The sequence below is a fragment of the Actinoplanes regularis genome, from assembly GCF_900188005.1.
GTDB lineage: Bacteria > Actinomycetota > Actinomycetes > Mycobacteriales > Micromonosporaceae > Actinoplanes > Actinoplanes regularis.
The window spans coordinates 89,249-112,865 of sequence record NZ_FZNR01000013.1; the positions used below are offsets into that span (position 1 = coordinate 89,249).

20 protein-coding genes are annotated in these 23,617 nt (G+C 71.2%); 5 read left to right on the forward strand and 15 right to left on the reverse strand.

Annotated elements, in window-relative coordinates; genetic code table 11:
- Positions 1-11: 11 nt before the first annotated feature.
- The 5 genes from CHC09_RS29040 to CHC09_RS29060 all read right to left on the reverse strand — a co-directional run bounded on the left by CHC09_RS29040 (position 12) and on the right by CHC09_RS29060 (position 4,413).
- On the reverse strand, positions 12-1,274 hold the full coding sequence (locus CHC09_RS29040) for an adenylosuccinate synthetase (RefSeq protein WP_089296409.1): 1,263 nt from the start codon (positions 1,272-1,274) through the stop codon (positions 12-14).
- Positions 1,274-2,194: a hypothetical protein gene (locus CHC09_RS29045; RefSeq protein ID WP_089296410.1), complete on the reverse strand. Its 921-nt coding sequence runs from the start codon at positions 2,192-2,194 to the stop codon at positions 1,274-1,276. The genes CHC09_RS29040 and CHC09_RS29045 overlap by 1 nt, the downstream gene beginning before the upstream one ends.
- 11 nt (positions 2,195-2,205) lie before the next feature.
- Positions 2,206-3,213 (reverse strand): hypothetical protein, encoded by a 1,008-nt coding sequence (locus tag CHC09_RS29050; protein ID WP_089296411.1) that lies wholly within the window; start codon positions 3,211-3,213, stop codon positions 2,206-2,208.
- A complete protein-coding gene (locus tag CHC09_RS29055; protein WP_089296412.1) occupies positions 3,210-3,962 on the reverse strand; it encodes an NUDIX hydrolase in 753 nt (250 codons plus the stop codon). Before CHC09_RS29055 ends, CHC09_RS29050 begins: the two co-directional genes overlap by 4 nt.
- Before the next feature lie 160 nt (positions 3,963-4,122).
- The gene (locus CHC09_RS29060) at positions 4,123-4,413 is read right to left on the reverse strand and encodes a DUF1540 domain-containing protein (RefSeq protein ID WP_089296413.1); all 291 of its coding nucleotides are present in this window, start codon (positions 4,411-4,413) and stop codon (positions 4,123-4,125) included.
- Positions 4,414-4,789: 376 nt separating this feature from the next.
- On the opposite strand from CHC09_RS29060, the gene CHC09_RS29065 reads away from it, so the two are divergent.
- Positions 4,790-5,995, forward strand: coding sequence for an IPT/TIG domain-containing protein (locus tag CHC09_RS29065; RefSeq protein WP_089296414.1), 1,206 nt, complete (start codon positions 4,790-4,792; stop codon positions 5,993-5,995).
- A 124-nt stretch (positions 5,996-6,119) separates the two neighbouring features.
- Here CHC09_RS29065 and CHC09_RS29070 read toward each other — a convergent pair whose 3' ends face one another.
- Positions 6,120-6,854 (reverse strand): hypothetical protein, encoded by a 735-nt coding sequence (locus CHC09_RS29070; RefSeq protein ID WP_143232639.1) that lies wholly within the window; start codon positions 6,852-6,854, stop codon positions 6,120-6,122.
- A gap of 227 nt (positions 6,855-7,081) precedes the next feature.
- Between CHC09_RS29070 and CHC09_RS29075 the strand changes: the two genes are divergently transcribed.
- Together CHC09_RS29075 and CHC09_RS29080 are read left to right on the forward strand one after the other, a co-directional pair.
- Positions 7,082-7,663 carry a DUF4142 domain-containing protein gene (locus tag CHC09_RS29075; protein WP_089296416.1) on the forward strand — a complete coding sequence of 194 codons (582 nt, stop codon included), beginning with the start codon at positions 7,082-7,084 and terminating at the stop codon, positions 7,661-7,663.
- Positions 7,664-7,870: 207 nt separating this feature from the next.
- On the forward strand, positions 7,871-9,739 hold the full coding sequence (locus CHC09_RS29080) for a S8 family peptidase (RefSeq protein WP_089296532.1): 1,869 nt from the start codon (positions 7,871-7,873) through the stop codon (positions 9,737-9,739).
- 140 nt (positions 9,740-9,879) lie between these two features.
- On the opposite strand, the gene CHC09_RS29085 is transcribed toward CHC09_RS29080, so the two are convergent.
- Complete coding sequence (locus CHC09_RS29085) at positions 9,880-10,587, reverse strand: hypothetical protein (RefSeq protein ID WP_089296417.1); 708 nt, start codon at positions 10,585-10,587, stop codon at positions 9,880-9,882.
- 247 nt (positions 10,588-10,834) lie between these two features.
- Here CHC09_RS29085 and CHC09_RS29090 point away from each other — a divergent pair, with 247 nt between their 5' ends.
- A complete protein-coding gene (locus CHC09_RS29090) occupies positions 10,835-11,056 on the forward strand; it encodes a hypothetical protein (protein ID WP_089296418.1) in 222 nt (73 codons plus the stop codon).
- A 142-nt stretch (positions 11,057-11,198) separates the two neighbouring features.
- Here the strand turns inward: CHC09_RS29090 and CHC09_RS29095 are convergent, their stop codons facing one another.
- The 7 genes from CHC09_RS29095 to CHC09_RS29120 all read right to left on the reverse strand — a co-directional run bounded on the left by CHC09_RS29095 (position 11,199) and on the right by CHC09_RS29120 (position 22,047).
- Positions 11,199-11,957 (reverse strand): class I SAM-dependent methyltransferase, encoded by a 759-nt coding sequence (locus CHC09_RS29095; protein ID WP_089296419.1) that lies wholly within the window; start codon positions 11,955-11,957, stop codon positions 11,199-11,201.
- 438 nt (positions 11,958-12,395) lie between these two features.
- The gene (locus CHC09_RS29100; RefSeq protein ID WP_089296420.1) at positions 12,396-13,589 is read right to left on the reverse strand and encodes a VWA domain-containing protein; all 1,194 of its coding nucleotides are present in this window, start codon (positions 13,587-13,589) and stop codon (positions 12,396-12,398) included.
- Between the two features lie 172 nt (positions 13,590-13,761).
- Positions 13,762-14,100, reverse strand: coding sequence for a hypothetical protein (locus tag CHC09_RS45500; RefSeq protein ID WP_143232640.1), 339 nt, complete (start codon positions 14,098-14,100; stop codon positions 13,762-13,764).
- Between the two features lie 150 nt (positions 14,101-14,250).
- Positions 14,251-17,085 carry a DUF5682 family protein gene (locus tag CHC09_RS47900; RefSeq protein ID WP_239138554.1) on the reverse strand — a complete coding sequence of 945 codons (2,835 nt, stop codon included), beginning with the start codon at positions 17,083-17,085 and terminating at the stop codon, positions 14,251-14,253.
- Positions 17,078-18,139 (reverse strand): ATP-binding protein, encoded by a 1,062-nt coding sequence (locus CHC09_RS29110; RefSeq protein WP_089296421.1) that lies wholly within the window; start codon positions 18,137-18,139, stop codon positions 17,078-17,080. The genes CHC09_RS47900 and CHC09_RS29110 overlap by 8 nt, the downstream gene beginning before the upstream one ends.
- 172 nt (positions 18,140-18,311) lie before the next feature.
- On the reverse strand, positions 18,312-21,137 hold the full coding sequence (locus CHC09_RS29115) for an SWIM zinc finger family protein (RefSeq protein WP_089296422.1): 2,826 nt from the start codon (positions 21,135-21,137) through the stop codon (positions 18,312-18,314).
- A complete protein-coding gene (locus tag CHC09_RS29120) occupies positions 21,103-22,047 on the reverse strand; it encodes an EamA family transporter (RefSeq protein WP_089296423.1) in 945 nt (314 codons plus the stop codon). The genes CHC09_RS29115 and CHC09_RS29120 overlap by 35 nt, the downstream gene beginning before the upstream one ends.
- 92 nt (positions 22,048-22,139) lie before the next feature.
- On the opposite strand from CHC09_RS29120, the gene CHC09_RS29125 reads away from it, so the two are divergent.
- A complete protein-coding gene (locus tag CHC09_RS29125) occupies positions 22,140-22,628 on the forward strand; it encodes a MarR family winged helix-turn-helix transcriptional regulator (protein WP_089296424.1) in 489 nt (162 codons plus the stop codon).
- Here the strand turns inward: CHC09_RS29125 and CHC09_RS29130 are convergent.
- On the reverse strand, positions 22,615-23,583 hold the full coding sequence (locus tag CHC09_RS29130) for a glutathione S-transferase family protein (protein ID WP_089296425.1): 969 nt from the start codon (positions 23,581-23,583) through the stop codon (positions 22,615-22,617). The genes CHC09_RS29125 and CHC09_RS29130 overlap by 14 nt on opposite strands.
- Between the last annotated feature and the right edge of the window lie 34 nt (positions 23,584-23,617).

Below are 23,617 nucleotides of genomic sequence, written 5' to 3' on the forward strand. Positions count from 1 at the left end.
TCAGCGTTGCGTCAGGCAGTCACCCTCAGCAATACGCCGGGAGACGTATCCGCGCGGCCCGCGCTACTCCTCGGGGAAAGGAAACCCCTTCGAGGGACGACGAATCGCTTGTCGGAGGTACGCGGGCCGTACGACTCCAGGGTTACGGGCGCCCCGAGCAGCGCGCCGATCTCGCCGGCCCAGTCCTCGGGCCGATGCAGGTCAGCGGGGGTGGCCCGGCCCAGCCAGGCGGTCGTACGCTCCTGGTAGGACAGGTCGCGGTGCGGGCCGGGGACGATCCGGCCGACGATCTCGCCATCCACGCGGTACGACGTGCAGATCCTCAGCTCCCGCCGGGCGGCGACGTCCAGGTGGGTGACGGCCAACTCGTCGACGCCGCCGGCCACCTCCACCGCGTAACGGTGAGCGACCGCGTCGAGGTGGCCGGTCCGGAACGCGCCCTGCCACTCGTCGTGCCCGTTGTGCGCCTCCGGCAGGTCGAGCGCCGGGTCCTCGGTGACGAACGGGCCGGCCCCGTGCCGGGTGGTGTACGACCGCACCACCCCGAGCCGCCGGAACGACGGGCAGAGCTCGGCCACGTTGTCGAACGTCGTGGTGGACCAGGTGGTGTGCGGATGCCAGCCGCGCCACTCGTCCAGCAGCACACCCTGCGCGCCCTCGAAGACGCACGGGCCCTCGGCCAGCAGCTTCATCGTGAAGCTCTCGTGCGTGATCCGGACCGCCCGGCCGAACGCGACGAACGCGTCCACCACGTCGTCGACCGGGGCGTCGATGAAGCCGTACGTCTCCTGCACCTTCTCCAGCCGGCGCCGCAGCCGCGCCGGGGACAGCACGTCGGCGACCCGTGGCGCGTCCGCGTTCTTCAGGGCGTACGCCATCGTCTCGCCCACGCCCATCCCGCAGGAACCGTGCCGGTTCGCGCGCTCCTTGCGACGGTTCGCGGCGCGATGCCACGGAGTGGCGAGCAGTGCGTCCCCGTCGATCGTGAGCAGCTCGAACGGGTGCCCCAGCGCCGCCGCCTCGGCCGACAGCGCCAGCGGATCGACCACCATGAACCGGGTCAGGTGCGTCGGCACCCCGTGCAGGGTCCCCGAGCCGAACTGGCTGAACGTGTGGTGCCGGCCGTCGTCGGCGACCACGTTGTGCGCGGCCTGCGCTCCCCCGTTGAAGCGCAGCACCGCCCGCACCGGCCGGGTGCCGCAGATCGCGTCCACCACCGTGCCCTTGCCGGCATCCCCGTAGCCCAGGTCGACGACCGCGGTGTGGTCCGGCATCACAGCCGCCTGATCTGCACCGGCCGATTCGCGAGCGGCGCGAGCGCCCCGGCCACCGAGCCGCCGGCGGTCGACCCGTACGTCGCCAGGTCGTCCAGCCCCTCGTCCAGGTCGACGTTGTCCTCGCCGAGGCCGACCGTGAGCGCGATGGTCTCGCAGACCGCGTTCAGATCGTCCAGCTCCAGCACGTTCTGCCCGAGCAGGCCGCGCCAGGTGTCCAGCACCTCCCGGTCGCCGCCGTGACCCGCGGCGCGGGGCAGGATGAAGAACACCTCGAACTTGCGCCTGAGCTCGGCCACGATCGACTCGACCGGGATCGGCTCCCGCAGGTCGTCGCCGATCACCCGGCGGACCTCGTTCGGCTTGACCATCCGGTACGGCAGCTCGTCCCCGATCAGGAACAGGTAGCCCTTGCGCTGCCGCTGCACCAGCGAGTCCGTCAGCACGTGCCGGGCCAGGAAGTACATCGCGAGCTCGTACGACTCGCGCTTCTGGCCACCGCCGCCGCCCTCCAGCACGATCCGGGCCAGGTCCTCGTCCATCCGGTTGTCCGACTCGAACTGCCCCACCTGCAGCGGCACCCGGTCGCAGGTGGCGTCCCCGATCGCCCCGAACATGAGCTGCGGGTCGATCGCGTAACCCTTGCGGGTCAGCAGGCCCAGCAGCTGCGGCAGCTTGGTCTGCAACACCCGTGGCACGTTCCCCATCGAGCCGGTGACGTCGAACATCACCACGATCGGGGTGGTCACCGGGTGCTCGTCGCTGTCCCGGCTCTCCCGCATGAACACGCCCTTCGGGTCGAGCGCCGGGTGCGCCTGCCGGGCGCCGCTGTCGCTGTAGGCGAAGGCGCTCTGCCCGCTCGACGCCCGGTAGTCCTCGGCGGCGGAGTAGACGTCCCTGGACCAGCGTCCGCTTCCCATGGTGTTCTCCTTCAGTTCCGGTAGCGCGGGGGGATGAGTTCGTCGAGCTCGGCCAGGAGCTGCCACGCGTTCTGCGGGCGCATCCGTGGCGCGTCGTACAGGCAGCCGTCGGCGAACCGCCGCAGGGGATGCGGCATGTCCGGTCCGAACAGCCGGGTCATCAGGCGGGTCGCCAGGTAGATGTCGGTGGCCGCGGTGACCGGACGTCCCGCGGGCACCTCAGGCGGGTACTGGTGCTCCCGCTCGGCGATGAGCGCCTTCGGCCGCGCGCCGACCGCGGTGGCGTAGCACCAGTCGACCAGGACCAGGCCGCGGACCCGCGGGTCGATCAGCACGTGCTCCTCGAAGACCGCGCCGTGCACGACGCCGGCGCGGTGCGCCCAGCCCAGGCCGGCGAGCAGCCGCCGCCAGATCCAGACCAGATCGACGGACTCCAGATTCGGAGCATCCGCGAGGTCGCGGAACCCTCGCTGCCGAGCCAGGACATTGACGGTACGGCCGTAGTAGCTGAACGACTGCTTCAGCGCGGGAGCGTAGGCCCGGTAGTCGGGGCGGCCGTACAGGTGCAGGCGGCGCAGGGCGGTGGCCTCGGCGGCCATCAGATCGTTGTTCGCGGTGTCCCGGACCACCTTGACCAGCAGGTCGCCGTCCTCGAAGAGATCCGCCAGGTCACCTCGCAGGTCCGGCTTGCCGAACCTGCTCTGCCGGTTCGGATACACCACACCGTCGACGTCGCGCTCCGTGTAGAGCGCGTTCAGCTTGGCGAACGCCTCGTTCGCGAGGCCCCGGCGGGCCGCACCGGCCACGTCCGGGTGGACGATCTTGGCGAGGGTCCGGTACGCGTGCCGGACGCTCACATACGCCGTGCCGGTCGCGGTGTGGCGCTCGATGCCGACCCCGGTCGTGTCGATCAGGTCGGCGAACGTGCTCGCCGTCGCGATCCGGGCGGCCGCCTCCTCGAAGGAGATCCGGAACCGGGTCTGTGCCGGCTGGTCTGTGGTGGCGTACCCCGGAATCATCTGACCCTGTCCTCCCGTGTCGGCCGCAGCAGGGCCGGGTGCAGCAACCGTGCGTCGCCGGCTCGGTAGAGCCGCGCCTTGGGCCCGCCGCGCTCGCCGCCGCGGGCCGAGGTCTCCCCGGTGCTCTCCACGAAGCCCGGCACCGACAGCACCTTGCGGTGGAAGTTGCCGGCGTGCAGCTCCTCGCCCCAGACCGTGGTGTAGACCTGGCGCAGCTCGGAGATGGTGAACTCGGTGCCGACGAAGGCGGTGGCCAGCGGCGTGTACTCCAGCTTGTCGCGGGCCCGCTCCAGGCCCTCGGCCAGCACCTGGTCGTGGTCGAAGGCCAGGTCCTTGGCCTCGTCGACGGGGACCCAGTAGGCGCCGGCGGCGTCGCTGCCGGCGGTCGGCTCCGGCAGGTGCGGGGCGAACGCGAGGTAGGCGACGGAGACGACGCGCATCCGGGGGTCGCGATCGGGATCCCCGTACGTCTTGAGCTGCTCGAGGTGGACCCGGTCGAGCTGGTTCCCGTCGCCGGGGGTCAGGCCGGTCTCCTCGGCGAGCTCCCGCAGGGCCGCCTCGTCCAGCGCCTCGTCACGGACGAAGCCGCCGGGGAGGGCGCGGTGGCCGGCGAAGGGACTCTGGCCGCGCTCGACGAGCAGGACGCAGAGCTTGCCGTCCCGGATCGTCAGGGCCACGACGTCGACGGTCACGGCGACGGCGGGGTAGTCCCGGGGGTTGTAGCCGGCCAGGAAGCTCGCCTCGTCCATGATCCATCCTTCGCAACGTGATCAATACTTCTCAGATTGAGTAAGACTCGATGTGAGACGAACCTAGCGCGGTCGATCTCCGGTGTCAACGCGTCCCGGGCACGAAAAACCCGCCGCCTCTCCGGTGGGATGAGACAGCGGGTTTGATCTTTTGCGGTGTTTACTCCTGCTCGTATGTCAGGCAGTCGGCGCGGTCCGTGGACGCGCCCACAGTGATCGCCGGGGCCTGACATTCCAGATCATGGTTGTACTTGCAGTCGGCGCGTTTGCAGGCGCCGACCTGGGCGGTGGCCACGCCCATTCCGCCACTGAGGCCGGAGCCGACGAAGGTGTCACACTCCGCGTTCATGTCACCGATCGTGATCGCGAAGGCGGTGCAACCGTCGTGGTTGTAGCCACAGTCCGTAACCGTGCAGGTCTGGACCCTCGGCATGTTCATCATCTGGGTCATCGCGCGTCCTCCCTCTGGCTCCCGGTTTTTCTGCCCTTGAATATAGCCATTACTTCGAACGATTATGTGTTTGCGGCGTTAATATCTATGGAACCGATAATTGTTAGGCAAGCCTTTCCTGGGGGAATTCAGGAGAGGCTTGCCTAAGTTATATGTACAGTTTTTTCGACTCATGCATGTCGTGGCGTGCATGTTTGAGTTGGTGATCGTAGTGCTTCGGTTTGGATGATGTCTGATCTATGAGGATCTTTCCTGCTTTGTGCTACTAGGACGCTACAAATAGTTACGCTCACGGCGAGACGGCCCGACTGGCGTTCGCGCCCGCTACGGGCACACTTCCGACTTGCGCGGTCTTCAGGCCGCAGGAGGACATCGCATGAGCAAGACCGAATCCAGCAGCATCCGCAGGCGGATTCTCCGCGGCGGAATCGCTACGGCGGCGGCCACCGCGACCGTTGTCGCGGGGGTGGCGAGCCCGGCCGCGGCGGCGGCGACGTTGACTCTCAGCTCCGCCTACGGCCCAGGTGGCGCGGGAGCGGCCGCCGTCACCATCACCGGGTCGTCCACGACGGCATGGCTTGCCGGCCTCTCCGCGCCGCTGCAGGCCACCCTGTCGGTCCCGGTGTGCCCGGCGAAGTTCGCTACCGCCACCACGGACAGTGGCACCGTCACCGCCACCACCGGCTATGTCGTCACCGGCGTTACCGCCACCAGGCTGACGGACAACAAGGCGGCGATCGGGCTTCCCGCCGCCTTGCCGATGGCTTCCGGGGCGACGTCCCAGAAGTACAACATCTGTGTCTATTCCAGCAGTACCAACGATGCGCCGCTCCAAGGCAACGCTGTCTATACTGTCGGCGTTCCGGCGACGCTGACCAGCGTCACCCCGGCAAGCGGTCTTGCGGTCGGTGGCACCACGATCACCGTCAGTGGAACCAACTTCCCGACCACATCCACTGCGATCACCGCGACGCTCGGAGGCAACCCGCTTACCGGGGTCACTGCCATCGGCCCCGGCAGTTTCAAGGCAACGGTGCCGAGCGGTAAGCCTGGCGCGGCTACGCTGACGGTGACCACCAATGCCGGATCGGTGAGCCTTCCGAGCGCTTACACCTACTCCAATGGCATCAACATCGCGCCGAACACCGCCCCGAATACATCAGCTGCGGTATACGTCGATGTCATGGGCTCTGGTTTCTCTGGGCTGAGCTTCGATTCGGCGAGTGGCGTCGGCGGCGCCGGCAGGGTGATCGCACCCGCCGCCGATACCAAGGCGCGGGTGTTCCTGGTCAATGGCGTCTACGATCCGACCGACAATTCCGGCGACTACACGAACGGACCGGTCGCCGAGTGCGGTGCCGTCGCGGTGATCAGTGACCGCGAGCTGATCTGCGGCTTGAACCTGGCCACGGCGGCTTACACCCCCGCCACCGGCGTCAAGATCGTCGCGCCCACTGCTGTTACCAACGGTACGTACACTCTCACCGTCGCCAGTATCGGCAAGATCGGACCGGTCCTCGCGGATGACCTCACGCAGACCGACCTTTCCAGCGGTTCTACGTTCACTGTCGCTCCGTACTGATCCTGCAAGATCTTTAGGCGGCCCGGGGCTTCGGCCCCGGGTCGCCGCCATGCTGTCCCGCCGCGCCTGGCGAATGCGAAGCGGCCCGGAACTCGTTCGCTCCAGGCCGCGCCGGTTCTCGCAGTCAGCCCATGGCCTTCCACTTCTTCTCGATCGCGGCGGCCGCCTTTTCTCGGGACGGGTGTCCATTTGGGTCGACCACGATCGCAGCCACGCTCTTGTCGGCAGTGGCCCGCCAGCACATCAGCAGGTTCGGCTTCTTCTCCGGTCGCGGACTGGTGGCGAACTTGAAAGTCTGCGAGCAGGAAACGTTGCCGTGCTTCTCGATTCCGCCGGCGACGCCGGAAAGCTCCCGCTGGCCGGTGAGGTCTCCACGTGCGGACAGGATCCGGATCATGCCGCCCTCGGCAAAGGATCCCTCGGTGGTCGTCTGTACATCCCGGAGCGGTTTGGCTTTCGGCGCGACGGGGTGCTGGACCGGGACGCCGTCCTCGGCCATCTTCCGGCGGGCTTCCCTGATCCTCTCCCGGATCTCCTCGGGGAGGGGATTTCCGGTGACGTCGGTGGTGGGTATCGCCGACGACGACGTCTCGGATGTGGTCGTGCGTGCCGGAGCGGCGGACTCATTGGACGGGCTGGGTGCTGGAGTGATCAGTCGTACCGGTGCGGCTTCGTCCGTTGTGGTGTTCGAGTCTTTCGAGACGATGGCGGAGGTGGTCAGGTAGGCGGCGCCGCCGAGCACGGCGGCCAGGCCGGCGGCTCCGGCCACGATCCGGGTGCGGCGGTGACCCGGGCGACGCCGGTTCAGTGGCGGAGGGGGGCTGTCGTCGCTGGGCCGATCGTCATCACGAGTGGTCATTTCCGCTGTCCTTCTGTGTCTCGACTACGGAACCCTTCCCGGTCCCTCACGCCATCGTCTCAGTGATACCGACATATCGGTCCAAAACCCGCCAGCTGCCGCTGTGAATTCCTTGAGAGCGGTCGCCGGGTGTTTCCGGGTCGGTGACCTGCGGCAATGTCATGAAAAGCGAATTGTCTACACGTCTCCTTGGCTAGGGTTGAGATGACCTATTCGAGGAGATAAGTATGCTTTTTCGCCGAATTTCTGCGGCGCTCGGCGTCGCCGGGCTTCTGGCCCTTCCGGGCACGGCCGCGCAAGCCTCCAGCGCCACCGACTCGGAGCCTGATCTCGCGCCGGCCGTCGCCGTGCAGGTCGCGCCGTCCGTCCAGGACTCCGCGTATCTGAAGGCGGCGCACCAGGTGAACCTCGCCGAGATCACGCTCGGCCGGATCGCCTGGTCGACGACCCAGAACCCGGAGCTCAAGGATCTGGCCGCCGCCCTGATGCGCGACCACATCCGCATGGACGCGGACCTGTACACGACGGCACGCAAGCTGCGGGTCATCCTGCCGACCGCGCCGACGCCGGCACAGCAGGCGCTGGTCAAGAGCTACGAGTCGGCCGCCGCCGCCACGTTCGACACGTACTTCATCTCGACCCAGCTCACCGCGCACCGCGAGGCGCTGAAGCTGACGTCGACACAGACTTCGGCGGGCTCCGAGTCCTCGGTCAAGGCGCTGGCCGCCGAGGCCCAGCCGATCATCGCCCGCCACCAGGACATGCTTCTCGCCGCGTCCAAGACCGACGCCGGCGGACGCCAGAGCTGACGGCTTCCGGTCGGTTGCCGAGGGGGTGCCTCACCGCTGGTGAGGCACCCCCTCGTAGCTGTTCGTCTCATGCGGCGCCCATGATCGACGATCACCAGCTTTCCGGCACCGAGAAATCCTGCACCTGGGCGGCACCCCGGCGACTCCTCACGGCACAACCCGGCTCGAAGACGGTAGGGCTCGTCTTCGAGCTGGGGGTTGTGGTTGATGAAGGTCGCTCTGCGCAGGTACGCCGTCGGAACCGTTGCCACCGCCGTGCTGGCGGGAGCCGCCGCGTTCGTCCTGCCCACCGGCACGGCGGACTGGACACCGGTCACCTACGGCCTGACCGAGAGTGCGGACCGGCTCGTCCCTGCCACGGTCACGCCGGAGAAGCCGGCCCGGGTGGTCAGCACCACGGTCGACAAGAGCGGCAAGCCGGTCGTCACCGTCAAGACGGCGACCGACAAGGCCGCTGCCGTCAAGCTGGTCGAGAAGGCGCAGCGGGCGGAGAACGCGGTCGGCGTCGAACTCGACGCGAAGGTGTACGCCCTGGGCGCGCCCACCGGCTCGGACCAGTACCGCGGCCAGCAGTGGGACCTCGCCACGATGCGCGCCACCGAAGCCTGGCAGAAGTCGACCGGCGCGGGCGTTACCGTCGCGGTGATCGACACCGGGGTGGACGCTACGAACGTCGATCTTTACGGCAAGGTCCTCACCGGGTGGGACGCGACCACCGACAAGGCCGGCGGCAACGTCGACGCGAACGGGCACGGCACCCACGTGGCCGGCACCATCGGCGCGGTGACCGGCAACACGATCGGCGTCTCCTCGGTGGCGCCGGACACGAAGATCATGCCGGTCCGGGTGCTCGGCAAGGACGGCAGCGGCAACATGTCGGACACCGCCGAGGGCATCATCTGGGCCGCCGACCACGGCGCCCAGGTGATCAACATGTCGCTGGGCGGCACCTCCAAGGTCACCGCGGTCAGCAACGCCATCGCGTACGCCCGTGGCAAGGGGGTGACCGTGGTGGCCGCGGCCGGCAACGAGCGTGCCAAGGGCAGCCCGGTCAGCTACCCGGGCGCTGACGCCGGGGTGATCGCGGTCGCCGCGACCGACTCGTCGGATCGGGTGGCGAGCTACTCGAACGCCGGCAGCTATGTGGACGTGGCCGCGCCCGGTTCGGACATCATGAGCACCTACCCGTCCGCGCTGGGCAAGAGCTACACCACGATGAGCGGCACCTCGATGGCGGCGCCGCACGTCGCGGGCCTGGTGGCGCTCCTCAAGTCGGCGCAGCCGAGCCTGACCCCGGACCAGATCGAGCAGGCGATCGAGAAGTCCGCCGTCGACCTCGGGCCGTCCGGCAGGGACAACGATTTCGGGTACGGCCGGGTCGACGCCGTGGCCGCCCTCGCCGCCGTGGCGTCGAGCGCACCGACGACGCCGCCCACCACCGTACCGACCTCGAAGGTGCCGACCAGTGCACCGACCAGCCCGGCGTCACCCCCGAAGTCGCCCTCGGGTTCGCCCGGCGTCCCCACCGCTCCGGTCGGGAAGGCCAAGCCGGTCGTCGTCCCGAACGTCACCACCGCTCGCGTCGCGTACAACAGCACCACGGTCACCAGCTTCACCGTGACCGCCGCCGGCCGGCCCTGGGTCAAGCAGCCCGCCCAGCTCTGCGTCGCCGAGACCGGCAAGGCGTTCCAGTGCGTCGACGTGGTCACCTCGGCCACCGGTGTGGTCACCGCCAACCGGGTCGCCACCGCCGGGTACCAGCTTCAGCTGCGGATCGCCGCGACCGGCGGGAACGAGGCCGCGACCGGCACGGCCACCTACACCGTGCAGAGCACCGTCTCGGCGGTCCACGGCGCCGGCCGGTCCATGACGATCAAGATCGCCTCGCCGGCCGGGGTGAACGTCGACGTGCAGCAGCTGGTCGGCGGGGCCTGGCGGACCGGGCTGCGGTTCACCACCCGGAGCACCACCACGAACTACGTGGTCAGCAACCTGACCAGCCGGTCGCAGTATCGCGTCGTGGTCGCCGGAACGGCCACGATCGCCGGTGCGACCAGCGCCGTCGTCGTCGGCTGACCCCTTACGAGACGCCAACCGCGGCAGGGCACCCTCGCCCTGCCGCGGTTCTTCTCGTTCCTGGGCCGCCCGCTCGTGTCTTCTCGTTCCAGGGCCGCCTACTCGCGTTTTCCGTTCTGGGGCCGCCCGCTCGTGTTTTCTTATTCCAGGGACGCCCACTCGCGGGCGATGATGTCGACGCTGTCCCGCGGGTCCGGCAGGCCGTGCGCGGCGACCGCCATCGTGACGACGCTGCGGCGGTCCGAGACGCGCCAGCAGAGCAGCAGGTTGGGCTGGGCCGCGACCGGCTCGTCCGCGCTGAACCGGACACGGGTCGTGCAGCGAACGTCGTTTCCGGCGGCGTAACCGGCATCCGCCGCGAACGGCAGATCGTTCTGGCCGGTCAGGTCGAAACGGGCGCTGGACACCCGTACCGTCCCGTTCTGAACCGTCTCGACGCGGCGAGTGACGATTCCTCGCTGCTCCGGCCCCGACGGGCCGCCGACCGGCGCGGAGAGCGCCGCGAGGGTCGCCGGCGTGGGCGAGGGGGCACGCTTGGCGGGCTGCGCCGGGCGGGTGGCTCGAGACGCCCGAAGATTCCCCGGTACGGCGGAGCGCCCTGTCTCGTCGATCGCCGGTGTCGCCGCCGTGGTCAGCGGGGCGAGCGCGGCCGGCTCCGGCACCGCCTCCTGCCCGGTCTCCGTCACCCTGGTGGTCAGCAGGTATGCCCCGGCCAGCACCGCGACCGCGCCAGTCACGCCGGCCACGGTGAGTTTGCGGCGGAAGTCGCGGCGTCGCTGGGCGGTGACCGTCGCGGAGACGTAGAGCTGGCCCTGATGAAGGCGGTCGTGCCGGTCCCGCTCGCTCATCTCGCCGTCCTCCGTTCAGCTACCCGACCTCATGTTTCCAAAGATCCATACATACCGTGTTTTTTCCGATTCTTTTGCCGTACGTACCCGGTGGCTGTCGGCTTTCGGTCGCTCGTGTCACCCCGAAGAGGGGGCCGGGCCGCTGCCGGTTGACCGCGGTAACCGGCGCGCGGATCGTGTGGTGCACCGGTGGGATGGCGGACGGCTCCGGGATCGTCCCGCCGCGTCCGGAGCCGAGGGAGGCCGCGTGACCGAGGGAGTGGAGCATCTTCCCGCGCGGCCGTCGTGGGACTGCCGGGTGTGTGGCCGGCCGTGGCCCTGTCAGCCGGCCCAGAGCGAGCTGAGCCGGGATCACAGCCGGATGGGGCTGGCCGTGCTGATGTGGAACTACCTCGAGGAAGCCGCGAAGGACATGCCGCAGACGGCCGCTTCCGAGCTGTTCAATCGATTCCTCCGCTGGACCCAGTGACAGGCGCCCCGCGCAGGGGCGCCGACGATCGTGTCGATCCCGTGAGCACTGCTCGGGCGCTCCACCCGATGCGATCTTGGCTACCTGTGCCCGAATGGCAGCCGATACTTGCCAAGATCGCATCGACGGGTGGCGAGTCGTTTCAGCTGAGGCCGAGGACCGCGGCGTCGGTGCCGCCGCGCCAGAGCAGGCCGGTCTCGCGGAAGCCCGCCGCCCGGAGCGCGTCGAGGTGCCACGTCGCGGCCGGGTTCCACTCCGTGGCGTGGCTGGTCGGGTAGATCCGCTGCCGCTCGACGACCTTCGGCGCCAGTCGCTCGTCGGCGGCGGCGCGGGCCCACCAGTCGGCCCAGGTGGTCGCGGCGCCGGACTCGTACCGGGCGTTCCGCTTCACCCGGGCGTGGTCGAGCAGCCGCTCGGAGAACTCCGGCAGCCCCTCGTCCGGCATGTGGTCGGCGTTGACGAAGATCCCGCCCGGGCGCAGCACCTCGCGGATCTCGGAGTAGAGCGCGCCGATCCGGTCGGCGGGCAGCCAGTGCAGCGCGGTCGCGGTCAGCACCGCGTCGAAACCCTCGTGCGGCAGCTTGGCGCGCCAGCCCGCGTCGCCCAGGTCCGCGCCGACGACGGTGGCCCGGCCGGCCAGCGAGGACTCGGCGATGGTCAGCAGCACCGGGTCCTGGTCGAGGACGGTCACCTGTGCACCGGGGAAGCGGGTCAGCGTCCGCAGTGAGATCGACCCGGTGCCGCCGGCCAGGTCGAGCAGGCGCGGCGCCGCGCCGCCGGTCACCGCGGCGACGGCGGTGAGCATCGCCTCGAAGCGCTGCTCCCGGTCGGGAAGGAAGGCTTCTTGCTGTCGGTCCCAGGACTCTTGCCACACCTCGACGTTCTTCAGGTAAGCAGTCATGCTCGTTAGGGTAGTTACATTCACCTCGCCGGTCACCCCCGTACCGTCGGCCGATCGGCAGGTGCTGGGGCGCACATCACGGCCGAGCCGAACCCGCCGGTGTCGACGATGGACCGAACCAACCGTGCCACCGGCTGGAACGACCGAGCTGGTTCCGGTGATGGTGAAACTGGCCTAAATGCGACCCTGACGGCCAGCCGGGGTAGCCGGGCTGGGTCTTGTGGTGGTGAAAGTGGCCTGGATGCGAGCGTGGCGGCCAGCTGGGGGTGGCTGGGCTGGGTCTTGTGGTGGTGAAAGTGGCCTGGATGCGACCGTGGCGGCCAGCTGAGGGTGGCTGGGCTGGGTCTTGTGGTGGTGAAAGTGGCCTGGATGCGAGCGTGACGGCCGGAGTTGCGCGGCTGGTTCGTCACGGTTGTCGGCAGAACTTGATAGCGCGCGTCAGTGGGTTGCGCCGGAGGCCTTACGGTCGGCGAGGCGCTCGGCGAAGGCCGTGAGGTCACGCCGTTCGATGGCCGCGGCCATCAGATCGGGGAAGGCGTCCGGTGTGCACGCGAACGCCGGCACACCCAGGGCCGCCAGCGCCGCCGCGTTCTCGTGGTCGTAGGCCGGGGCGCCCTCGTCGGACAACGCCAGCAGCGCCACCACCTGCACGCCCGCCGCCGTCAGTTCGGCGACCCGGCGCAGCATCTCGTCGCGCGCGCCACCCTCGTACAGGTCGCTGATCAGCACGAAGATGCTGTCCCGCGGCCGGGTGATCAACTGCTGGCTGTAGGCGATGGCCCGGTTGATGTCCGTCCCGCCGCCGAGCTGGGTGCCGAACAGCACCTCGACCGGATCGTTGAGCTGCTCGGTCAGGTCCACTACCGCGGTGTCGAAGACGACCAGCGACGTCCGCAGCGACCGCAACGACGCCAGCACCGCCGCGAACACGCCGGCGAATACCACCGAGGCGGCCATCGAGCCGGACTGGTCCACGCAGAGGACCACGTCCCGCTGGACCGCGGAGGTCCGCCGCCCGTACCCGATCAGACGTTCCGGGATCACTGTCCGATGCTCGCTCTGGTAGTGCTTGAGGTTCGCGCGGATGGTCCTGTCCCAGTCGATGTCGGCGTGCCGGGGCCGGCTGATCCGGGCCGCCCGGTTCAGCGCGCCGGACACCGCCGCGCGGGTCTGCTGCGCGATCCGGCGTTCGAGCTGCTCGACAACCGTGCGCACCACCTGCCGGGCGGCGTCCTTGGTGGCCTCCGGCATCACCCGGTTCAGCGAGAGCAGCGTGCCGACCAGGTGCACGTCCGGTTCCACAGCGGCGAGCATCTCCGGCTCCAGCAGCAGCCGGGTCAGGTCGAGCCGCTCGATCGCGTCGGCCTGCATCACCTGCACGACCGTGCTCGGGAAGTACTCCCGGATGTCGCCGAGCCAGCGCGCCACCTTCGGAGCCGACCCGCCCAGCCCGGCCGATCGTCTGGCCGGCGCCCCGTCGGAGTCCGCCCCCGTGTCGTAAAGGGCCGCGAGCGCCGCGTCCATCGCCCCGTCGCGTCCCTCAGCCTTGCCGAGCGACCCCTCGGCCGGCCCACCCAGCACGAGCCGCCACCGCCGCAGCCGCTCCCGCGCGGCCTCGTCCGTGTCCGCCATCCGCGCCTCCGGAACGGGGCCGTCTTGTTGTTCCCGTGCGGCTTTGTCCGTGTCGGCGATCCGCGTCTCTGGGGTGGGGCCGCCTCGCTGTTCCGGCGCGGCTTCGTCCGTGTCGGCCGTTTGCGTTTCCGGAGCGGGGCCGCCTCGCTGTTCCCGTGCGGCCTTGTCCGTGTCAGGCATCCGCTTCCCCGGAGCGGGACCGCCCGTTCGTGTTCCGGCGGCGACCTCCCGCGCCTTGAGCAGCGCCATCCGCCCGGCCGGTTCGACCGCCCCCTCGCCCTCGATCGCCCCGCCGGACCCCGTCCATCGCGCTCGCCCGGTCGTTCCCGGTCGCCTCCGCGCCTGGATGGGAGAAGATTCGGGCCGGCGGCGCGGCCGGGGTCGGGGCCTGCTCGTCCGCCTGCTCGGTCGGGTGCGAGAAGAGCAGCGCCGCGGGCAGGGCCGACTCGCCGGGACCCACCGGGGACGGTTCCAGGAAATGCGAGAAGTTCGCAGAGATGTCGTCGCTCATGCCGTTACCTCCGCTGCGCTCCGGCGTCGACCTGGGTTGAAGACTGAGCTGATCGATTCGTTCGCAAGATCGCTCATGCCGTCACCTCCGCTGCGCTCCGGCGTCGAAATGGGTTGAAGACTGAGCGGATTGATTCGCTCGCAGGCTCGCTCATTGGTCCTCCCGGATCCGGATCTCGCGCCCGAGCAGGGCACCCAGCGCGGGCAGCACGGTCACCGCCCGCTCCGTGTCGATCATGATGACCCCGGTGGGGGTCGCACCCGCCCGCGGTCCGGCCACCCGCTCACCGATGGCCCGCCGTTCACCCGCGTCGAAAGTCCCGAACGTACGCCGTAGCAGTGGCAACACGTCCTCGAACGCCTCTGCCGGAACATCCGCCAGCCAGGCGTCGACCAGACCGAGCAGCACGTCGTCGTGCACCAGCAGCAGCCCGCCACCGGCAAGGAAACCTTCCACCCAGGCGGCCGCATGTGCCGGCGGGGTGCCGATGGTCAGCGGCAATCGCAGGCGCCGCCGCACCTCGGCCGCGTCCAGCCGGCTCGCGTCGAACAGTAGCCTGGTCAGCCGCCCGGCGGGTAGACCGTGCAGATCCGGGCGCCGCGCCAACGACTCTACCGTCACCAGCCACAGCTCACGCAGCTCGTCCTCGGCGAGCAGGCTGACCGCCTGATGCACGCGGTCGATACCGTCGCGCAGCTGCTTGGCCGCGTCGTCGGAGAGCGAACCGGCCGCCGACGGCAGCCCGGCGCAGATCCGTTTCAACAGGCTCGCGGTGACCGCGGCGAGACCGGCCAGATCCGTACGCCGGACGTCTCCGTAGCGCAACGTGCGCGCCAGGGCCGGCAGCGCCGCCATCAGGTGATGGATGTCCGCGTCCAGCGCCGCCCGGGTGTCCAGGGCCGCCAGCACGTGCGGGTACGCCTCCCCGAGCTCCGCCAGCAGGCACGTCTCCAGCAGCGCGGTCACCTCGGCGAGGGTCTGCGCCGCCCGGGCCCGCCGGATCACCCGGGCGGTCGCCGCGCCGGCCACCGTGGTGCCCCACATGCTGCCCTCGACCAGTCGAACCGCGAACTCCGGCTGCCACCGCAGCACCCACTCCTCGCGGAACGTCCCGGTGCCGCGCCGTCCCGTCGCCGGCTCGCCCCACGGCACGTCCAACGTCCGTAGCCGGTGCAGCAGCCGGCTGCGCCGCAGGTCGATGTCCTTGCGGAGGTCGAGTTTCAGCTCACGCTCGGTGGCCTCCGGTTTGAGCCGGAGGGTGCGCTGCTGAGCGGTCAGGTCCTTGGCGAGCGGGACGACCGGCATCTCGTCCGGCACGGCGCCGAGCCGCTCACCGACCACCAGCCTCCGGTTGATCAGCTCGGTGCGCAGTGGCTCCCCGTCGCACATCACCGCCTCGGCGGCCTCGGTCACCTCGGTCAGCCCGGCCAGTGGGCGCCCGCGCAGCGAGGCGAGGGCCTCGGCCAGCCGGGTCGCCTCGATCACGTGCGCCGACGATGTCGGAACGCCCTCGGCGCGCAGCACGCCCGCCGCGTCCACCAGCCACCGTGGCACCACCGAGTCGACGTTGGTGAACAGATGGTGGTACCACCCCGGCGAGGTCACACCCGCGCCGTATCCCGACCGGGACGCCAGCCGACCGTAGGTCCAGGGCACCCAGGTGAACGTGACCTTGCCCTTGCGCCGCCCCTTGAGCAGGGCGGCATCCGCCTTGACCGGCACCTTCCGGGTCAGCGCCGGCACGTGCCACGCCCCGCAGACCACCGCGATGTTCTCGTGCCGGCGCCGGACCTCCCGCAGCACCGTGCGCATGTAGGCCTCGCGGAGCAGATCCTCCGGATCCTCCGGGGCTCCCTCCCGGATCGCCGCCATCGCCTCCGCGATCGCCTCGAACACCGGCACCCCCCGGTGCTCGACCATGTCCTCCCACCAGCGCTCCGGGTCGTCATACCCGGCGGCCGCGGCCAGCTCTCCGATCGGATCCACCGGCCGCACCGGCTGGCCCGCCCCGTCCCCCGCCGGCTGGCCCGCGCCGTCCCGCGTCTCCTCGGGCTGATCCGTGCCGTCCCCGGCCTGCTCCGGCTGGCCCGCGCCAGCCCCTGTCCCCACCGGGTGGTCCGCGCCGGCCCCTGCCCGCTCCGCCGCCGAGGCGTCCGGCCCGTCGTTCCCGGCGGGCGGCTCGCCCGCGCTGTCGGCAGTGGCGTCCGGCCTGCTGGCGCCTGGCGGCGCCGGCGCGTCTGGCCGGCCGGTCCGTGCCTGCGATGGTGGCGAGGCGTCCGGCCTGCCGTTCCCGGTGGGCGGCTCGCCCGCGCTGTCAGCAGTGGCGTCCGGCCCGCCGGCGCCTGGTTCCTTCGGCGACGGTGCGTCAGACCCGCTGGACCCTGCCTGCGCTGGTGAGGAGGTGTCCGGCCCGCCGGGAACGACGGGCGGCTCGCCCGCGCTGTCGGTAGCGGTGTCCGGCCCGCCGGCGCCTGGTTCCTTCGGCGCCGGTGCGTCAGATCCGCCGGACCCTGCCTGCTCTGGTGAGGAGGCGTCCGGCCCGCCGGCCCCTGCGGGCGGATCGCCCACTTGGACAACAGCGCCTTCCGGAATGCCGGAAGAGCCGGATTCTTTCCTTTCAAGTGCCCCTTGAGGTACGCCGGCAGCACCCGCCCCGCCTGCATCTGAAGCACCCACCCGGTACGCATAGGGCAGGTCGAAGAAGCGAACCGGCACCCCGTTGCCCACCGCCCACCGGATCGCCTGCCACTCCGGTGAGAAGTCCGCGAACGGCCAGTACGCCGCCCGCGCCGGATCGTCCGCCGCATATCCCAGCAGCGCGACCGGCGGCTCGAGCCCGTCGGCGGCCACCCAGCGGACCAGCTCGTCGGCCTCCGGCGGTCCCTCCACCAGCAGGATGTCCGGCTGCTGTGCCGCCAGCTCCCGCAACACCGCCCGGGCCGACCCGGGCCCGTGATGCCGGATCCCGTAGAACCGTTCAGGCATCGCGCGCGGCCCGGTAGAAGGCGAGCCAGTCGGGCCGCTCGCGGACCACGGTCTCCAGGTATTCCCGCCAGACGACGGCGTCGGAGACCGGGTCCTTGACCACCGCACCGACGATGCCGGCCGCCACGTCGGCCGGGTGCAGCGTGCCGTCGCCGAAGTGGGCGGCCAGCGCCATCCCGTTGGTGATCACGGAGATCGCCTCGGCGGTGGAGAGCGTCCCGGTCGGCGACTTCAGCTTGGTGCGCCCGTCCTCGGTCATCCCGGTGCGCAGCTCGCGGAACACCGTGACCACCCGCCGGATCTCGTCCAGCGCGGCCGGCACCTCGGGCAGGTCGAGCGATTCGCCGAGCTGTGCCACCCGCCGGGCGACGATCTCCACCTCGTCGTCGGCGCTGGCGGGCACCGGGAGCACGACCGTGTTGAACCGCCGCCGCAGCGCGCTGGACAGCTCGTTGACCCCACGGTCGCGGTCGTTGGCGGTGGCGATCAGGTTGAAGCCGCGCTGCGCCTGCGTCTCGGTGTTCAGCTCCGGGATCGGCAGCGTCTTCTCCGACAGGATGGTGATCAGCGCGTCCTGCACGTCGGACGGGACCCGGGTGAGCTCCTCCAGCCGGGCGATCGACCCGGTCCGCATGGCCCGCATGATCGGGCTGGGCACCAGGGCCGCGTCGCTCGGGCCCTCGGCGAGCAGGCGGGCGTAGTTCCACCCATACCTGATCGCCTCCTCGGGTGTCCCGGCGGTGCCCTGGACCAGCAGCGTGGAGTCACCGGAGATGGCCGCGGCCAGGTGCTCGGAGACCCAGGTCTTGGCGGTGCCCGGGACACCGAGCAGCAACAGCGCCCGGTCGGTCGCCAGCGTGGAGACGGCGACCTCGATCAGACGCCTCGGTCCGACATATTTCGGGGTGATCTTGGCGCCGTCACCCAGCAGATAGGTCACCACGGCCTGCGGCGACAACCGCCAGCCGGGCGGCCGGGACCGGTCGTCGGCGGCGGCGAGGAGAGCCAGCTCGTCGGCATACTGATCCTCGGCGTGCGGTCGCAGAGCAGTCACGCGAACTCCTGATTCTCCGGCGCCACGGCTCATCCGCCGCGGGACCCTTCTGGTAGGTGGCTCGAACAGCAAGCTACCGCTGAGGTGCGACATTTTCGGGCGCGCCCGCCACCCGTTCGTGACGCCACCCCAGGCTGTTTCAACTCGCGGAGTGCGCCACCGGGCGGGCTGTTCAATCCGCGGAGTGCACCTCCGGCGGACTGTTCAACTCGCGGAGCATCTGCTCGCGGAAACTCAGCGTGCGGGCCAGATCGGCCACCGGACGGACCCGGCCGGGATCGACCTCCGGCTCCAGCTGGGCGGCCAGGCGGCTGGTGAGATCCGCATACTCCGGCGGCATGGCGAGCGCGGCCGTCCGGCACAGCTCACCGAGCTGCCAGGTGTGCCGATCGGTGCGGGCCCGGTGCGCGATCGTCTCCAGCACCGTGACGCTCAGCGGCTGCGGCCACGGCCCGGGATGCAGCGCGAGCAGTCGATGGGCCGACCCGTCCTCGGTGCGCAGCGCCTCGGCGGCGAGCCGGGCCAGCGAATCCCGGGGCAGCACCAGGTGCAGGTCCCAGCGGACCGCCTCGCGCAGCACCCCCGCGTCGGAGCCGAGCAGCGTCGCCGCCCAGCGGCCGTCGTGCTCCGCGATGGCGGCCTTGGCCCAGCCGTGCAGCAGTGCCGCGGCCCAGTCGTTTCCCCTGGCCAGGGCGGCATAACCGCTCGGCTCCAGCTCGGCCCAGGACTCCAGCGGCGCTCCCGCGACCACCTCTTCGAGCAGCCACGCGCCGGCTCCGGTGCCGTGTGCCGGGGTGGCGCCCACCCCGTCCCGCCGCAGGGCCGGGTCCAGCTCCTCGGGTGGCCGGACGGCGAGCCGGGCCGGGTCGCCGGGCGCCAGTCGCACCGCGGCGTGCGCACGCTGCCGCATCCGCTCGCCGAACGCCGCCCCGGGCAGCCGCCGGAGCAGGTCGGTCGCGGTCTGCCTGACCTCCTTGCGGCGGTCGTCCAGGGCCCGCTCCAGCAGCTCCTCGTCGCCGAGGGTGAGCCCCTCGGCGAACGTGCCGAGGAACCGGGCACGATTCTCCGAGGACTCGGTGTGCCAGGTGCTCTCCACCAGGTCACGGGCGCGCGCCGGGTCGGTGCGGCGCAGCGTGATCAGGTGGCCCAGTCGCTCGGCGCCGGTCGCGGTGGCCCAGTCGACGACCGTGACCGGTGTCGCCTCCTCGAGCAGCCAGCGCCAATCCGTCCGCTGCCCGGCCAGCCAGCCGCCGCGCCGCCCGGCGACCCGGGCCACGTCCGCCCGGACCGTGGTGTTGCGCCGCGCGGCGTCCAGCAGCTCCGGCAGGATCGCCGGTGGGACGACACCACCCCGCGCCGCCGCCGCGGACAGCCACTGCGCCAGCAACTCCTGCTCCAGGTGGGTGCCGCCGGGCGCGCCTCCGCGCAGGATCCGCCTTAGCCGCGCCCCGGCGGCGATCGGCAACGGCGGCTCGATCTCCTCGGGTGCGGCCACGACCGCGGCTTTCGTCGCGGGCAGGACCCCGGCCCGCCGCGCGGTCACCGCGACCGCCGCCGCGTCGAGCAGGCCGGCCGCCGTGGCGGGGGAGGGGGCCAGGTCGACCGTGATCGAGCCGACCCGCACCGGCTGCGCGGGCCACGGCCGCCGAGCCGTCCCCACCAGCGCCGCCGCGAGCATCTCGGGTGGCAGCTCCGGCTGCCGTGGTGCCCAGGGATCGGGAACGGGCGGGGCGGCCGGCACGAACTCCCCGTCCACCCAGGCGGCCAGCGGTCGCAGGCCGCCCGGCGACCACTCCGCCGCCACCGGGGCCGGTCGCCCGCCCGCGGCCGCGAGCAGCCACCACGGCTCGCGAAACCCGGCGGCCAGGGGCAGCGCCGCCCCCTCGGCGTCCACGAGACAGCCGTCGGCGGTCGGCGTGACCTCGGCGAGCAGCATCGGTCCGTCGTACCGGAAAGGCTCAGCGGCCAGGAGCGCGGCCCATCGGGAGAGGGCCGCCCGCACCGGCTCCGCGCCATCCGGCCGGCCGAACGGCTCGGCGGCGCTGAGCCGCGTGGCGACCAGCGCCCGCTGGGGCGCCGAACCCGGATAGAAGCAGAGGTCGCCGCGGAACTCGGTGCCCGGAACGAGGTCGGCGGAGAGCGATTGCCCGGGCGCGGCGAACGACAGCACCAGCGCGAACCGGGACGTCGACGCCCCGTGCAGCCAGGTCCGCCGGGTGGTGAGGGCGCCGTCGTCGGTGTCGTGCTGCCCGATCACCTGCCAGCGGTCGCTGACCGGCGGGCCGGAGAGCACCTCCTCGGTCGAGGTGGGGAACCCGATCCGGGAGCGGACCGTGGCGGCCGTGGCCGGGTCGAGCGAGTCGAGCCGCTCGTGCGCGGCGACCAGCAGCCGCAGCATGGCCAGCTCACCGAGCAGGCGGTCGGCCCACTGCGGGCCGATGCCGGCGATGCCACCGAGCCGGCGGACGGCGCTCGCCGCGCCCGGCGCCTGCGCGTCGACCAGCCGGGCCGCCACCGGCTCGAACACCTGGTGACCGTGCCGGCCCAGGCCCGCCAGGCCCTGCTCGACCTGGTCGTCGAGCCATCGGCGCAGCTCGGTCATGCCGCCGGCGACCCGCTCCGAACGCTCGCGGGCGCGCTTGGCGGCGGCCACCGGGTCGGGCGTGGAGGCGGTCCGGGGTTTCGCCCGGGCCGCCCGGGTGGCCTGCCATCCGGTGACCCACTCCGGCGCCGGCTCGTCGCCGGTGCCGGACTCGGCCCAGCGCAGCACCAGGCCGACCGCGTGCTTGCACGGCGCCTGGAAGCTCGGGCAGGAGCACTTGAACGCGGGCCCGGCCAGGTCGGCCGCGACCTGATAGCCCCGGCACAGGCCCCAGAGGATGTCGTCGAGGTGCCCGGTGGAGCTGAACTGCCCGGAGACGCCGCGGGCACGCTTGAGCGCGGCGGGGTCGGGAGCGAGCGACTCAGCCTGGGCGGTTGACCATCGTTCGGTGGGCACGAGACGACCCTAGGCCGACGGTATGACGTTTCGCCGACTCGATCGGGTGGCTGTGGACAGCGCCGGCCGGCCGGGAGCGGGACAGCTGTCCCCAGACCACCGCGCCGAAGGCGAGCACCATGCCGCCGACCTGCACCGGCGTCAGCGACTGCCCGAGCACCGCCCACCCGATCACGGTCGCGGTCAGCGGCGAGAGGAGGCTCAGCAGCGACAGTCGCGCGGCCGGCAGCCGGTCCAGGCCACGGAACCACAGCGTGTAGGCGAGCGCGGTCCCGACCAGCGACAGATATCCGTACCCCAGCAGATTCTCGCCGCTGAGCGAGGCCGGCAGGCCCTCGCCGATCAGCATGATCGGGATCAGCATCAGCCCGCCGGCGGTGAGCTGCCAGCCGGTCGCGGTCAGCAGCGAGACTCCGGGCCGCCCCCACCGCTTGGTCAGGACCAGGCCGACCGACATCGAGACGGCTCCGGCCAGCCCGGCCACCACCCCGATCGGGTCGAGGTGGGCGGTGGCGGTCAGGACCGCGAGGGCGACGCCGACGACGCCGATCAAACCCGCGAGCACGGTACGCAGGGTGGCTCGCTCGTTGATCAGCACCGCCGACAGTCCGGCCACCAGCAGTGGCTGCACCGCCCCGAGCACGGCCGCCATGCCACCGGGCAGCCGGTACGCGCTGGCGAAGAGCAGGGCGAAGAAGAACCCGACGTTGAGCGCCCCCAGCACCGCGGACTTCCACCACCACGCGCCGCGCGGAAGCCGCCGGGTCAGCGCCAGCAGCACCAGCCCGGCCGGCAACGCCCGCAGCACGCCGCTGAGCAGCGGCCTGTCCGGTGGCAGGAACTCCGTGGTGATCGCGTAGGTGGTGCCCCAGACAGCCGGCGTGAGGGCCGTGACCAGCAGCAGGCGCATCGCAACTCCCTCGACGTAAAGTATCTCGACATCAAGATAACTCGGATCGAGAAAATCGTCATCGAGAGAGTGGCGTATCAGACAATGTGCCGATGACCGAGCCCGACCGCGTCGACCGCATCCTGACCCAGTGGGCCACCGAGCGCCCTGACCTGGAGACCACCGCCATGGGGGTGTTCGGCCGGATCCACCGGATCGCCAGGCTCGCCGGCGACGTCCAGGAGCGCGCCTACACGCCGTACGGGATCGGCCGTCCCGAATTCGACGTCCTCGCCACCCTGCGCCGCGCCGGTCGGCCGTACCGGCTGTCACCGGGCGCCCTGGCCGCCTCGATGATGCTCAGCACCGGCGGCACCACCGCCCGCATCGACCGCCTGGAGAAAGCCGGCCTGGTCGCCCGCTCACCCGACCCGTCGGACCGCCGCGGCGTCCTGGTCAGCCTCACCGACCGCGGTCTCGAGGTCGTCGACCAGGCGGTCGCCGCCGGCCTCGCCGAACAGCAGCGCCTGCTCGCCCACCTCAGCCCGGACCGGCAAGCCCAGCTCTCCAGCCTGCTGAGAGAAGTCCTCAACGGCCGCTGACGGAGGCCACGCCGGGGGGAGTGCCGTCGCCGAAGGGGCGGCCGCCGAGAGAGTCGCGGCCGTGCGGGGTCAGCCATCCACCGGCGTCCGGTCCCAGCGGGACGACGCCGGTCGGGTTGATGTCGCGGTGCACCCGGTAGTAGTGCTGCTTGATCTGCTCGAAGTCGATCGTGTCCCCGAACCCCGGCGTCTGGAACAGGTCACGCGCATAGGCCCACAGCACCGGCATCTCGCTCAGCTTCGACCGGTTGCACTTGAAATGCCCGTGGTACACGGCGTCGAAGCGGACGAGGGTGGTGAACAACCGCACGTCGGCTTCGGTGATCGTGTTCCCGACGAGGTAACGCCGCGACTCCAGCCGGGACGAGAGCCGGTCCAGGCGATCGAACAGCCGGTGGTACGCCTCCTCGTAGGCCTCCTGTGACCCGGCGAACCCGGCTCGGTAGACGCCGTTGTTCACATCCCGGTAGACGACCTCGTTCACCTCGTCGATCTCCGCGCGCAGCTCCGGCGGGTAGAGGCGGGGCGCTCCCGGCCGGTGCAGGGCGGTCCATTCCAGCGAGAGGTCCAGGGTGATCCGCGCGAAGTCGTTGGTGACGACCTTCCCGGACGGTACGTCGACGATCGCCGGGACGGTGATTCCCTTGTCGTACCCCGGGATCCTCGCGAAGTACGCCTCCTGCAGGCGTTCGATCCCGAGCACCGGGTCCCGCCCGCCCGGGTCCAGGTCGAAGGTCCAGCTCCGCTCGTCGTGGGTGGGCCCGCAGACCCCCATCGACAGGCTGTCCTCCAAGCCGAGCAGCCGCCGCACGATGATCGCCCGGTTCGCCCACGGGCAGGCCCGGCTCACCACCAGCCGATATCGTCCCGGCTCCACCGGGTAGCCGTCGCGCCCGTCGGCGGTGATCCGGGTGGCGAGGTAACGCTGGTCGCGGCTGTATTCACCAGAACCCATGGCTTCATGGTGCCCGCCTGGCGCCGCGCCCAAC

What these genes read in the sequence shown, in the direction of transcription:
- CHC09_RS29040 (WP_089296409.1), bottom strand. Translation starts at nt 1,274, where the DNA reads ATGCCGGACCACACCGCGGTCGTCGACCTGGGCTACGGGGATGCCGGC.
- CHC09_RS29045 (WP_089296410.1), bottom strand. Translation starts at nt 2,194, where the DNA reads ATGGGAAGCGGACGCTGGTCCAGGGACGTCTACTCCGCCGCCGAGGAC.
- CHC09_RS29050 (WP_089296411.1), bottom strand. Translation starts at nt 3,213, where the DNA reads ATGATTCCGGGGTACGCCACCACAGACCAGCCGGCACAGACCCGGTTC.
- CHC09_RS29055 (WP_089296412.1), bottom strand. Translation starts at nt 3,962, where the DNA reads ATGGACGAGGCGAGCTTCCTGGCCGGCTACAACCCCCGGGACTACCCC.
- CHC09_RS29060 (WP_089296413.1), bottom strand. Translation starts at nt 4,413, where the DNA reads ATGACCCAGATGATGAACATGCCGAGGGTCCAGACCTGCACGGTTACG.
- CHC09_RS29065 (WP_089296414.1), top strand. Translation starts at nt 4,790, where the DNA reads ATGAGCAAGACCGAATCCAGCAGCATCCGCAGGCGGATTCTCCGCGGC.
- CHC09_RS29070 (WP_143232639.1), bottom strand. Translation starts at nt 6,854, where the DNA reads ATGACCACTCGTGATGACGATCGGCCCAGCGACGACAGCCCCCCTCCG.
- CHC09_RS29075 (WP_089296416.1), top strand. Translation starts at nt 7,082, where the DNA reads ATGCTTTTTCGCCGAATTTCTGCGGCGCTCGGCGTCGCCGGGCTTCTG.
- CHC09_RS29080 (WP_089296532.1), top strand. Translation starts at nt 7,871, where the DNA reads ATGAAGGTCGCTCTGCGCAGGTACGCCGTCGGAACCGTTGCCACCGCC.
- CHC09_RS29085 (WP_089296417.1), bottom strand. Translation starts at nt 10,587, where the DNA reads ATGAGCGAGCGGGACCGGCACGACCGCCTTCATCAGGGCCAGCTCTAC.
- CHC09_RS29095 (WP_089296419.1), bottom strand. Translation starts at nt 11,957, where the DNA reads ATGACTGCTTACCTGAAGAACGTCGAGGTGTGGCAAGAGTCCTGGGAC.
- CHC09_RS29100 (WP_089296420.1), bottom strand. Translation starts at nt 13,589, where the DNA reads ATGGCGGACACGGACGAGGCCGCGCGGGAGCGGCTGCGGCGGTGGCGG.
- CHC09_RS45500 (WP_143232640.1), bottom strand. Translation starts at nt 14,100, where the DNA reads ATGAGCGACGACATCTCTGCGAACTTCTCGCATTTCCTGGAACCGTCC.
- CHC09_RS47900 (WP_239138554.1), bottom strand. Translation starts at nt 17,085, where the DNA reads ATGCCTGAACGGTTCTACGGGATCCGGCATCACGGGCCCGGGTCGGCC.
- CHC09_RS29120 (WP_089296423.1), bottom strand. Translation starts at nt 22,047, where the DNA reads ATGCGCCTGCTGCTGGTCACGGCCCTCACGCCGGCTGTCTGGGGCACC.
- CHC09_RS29125 (WP_089296424.1), top strand. Translation starts at nt 22,140, where the DNA reads ATGACCGAGCCCGACCGCGTCGACCGCATCCTGACCCAGTGGGCCACC.
- CHC09_RS29130 (WP_089296425.1), bottom strand. Translation starts at nt 23,583, where the DNA reads ATGGGTTCTGGTGAATACAGCCGCGACCAGCGTTACCTCGCCACCCGG.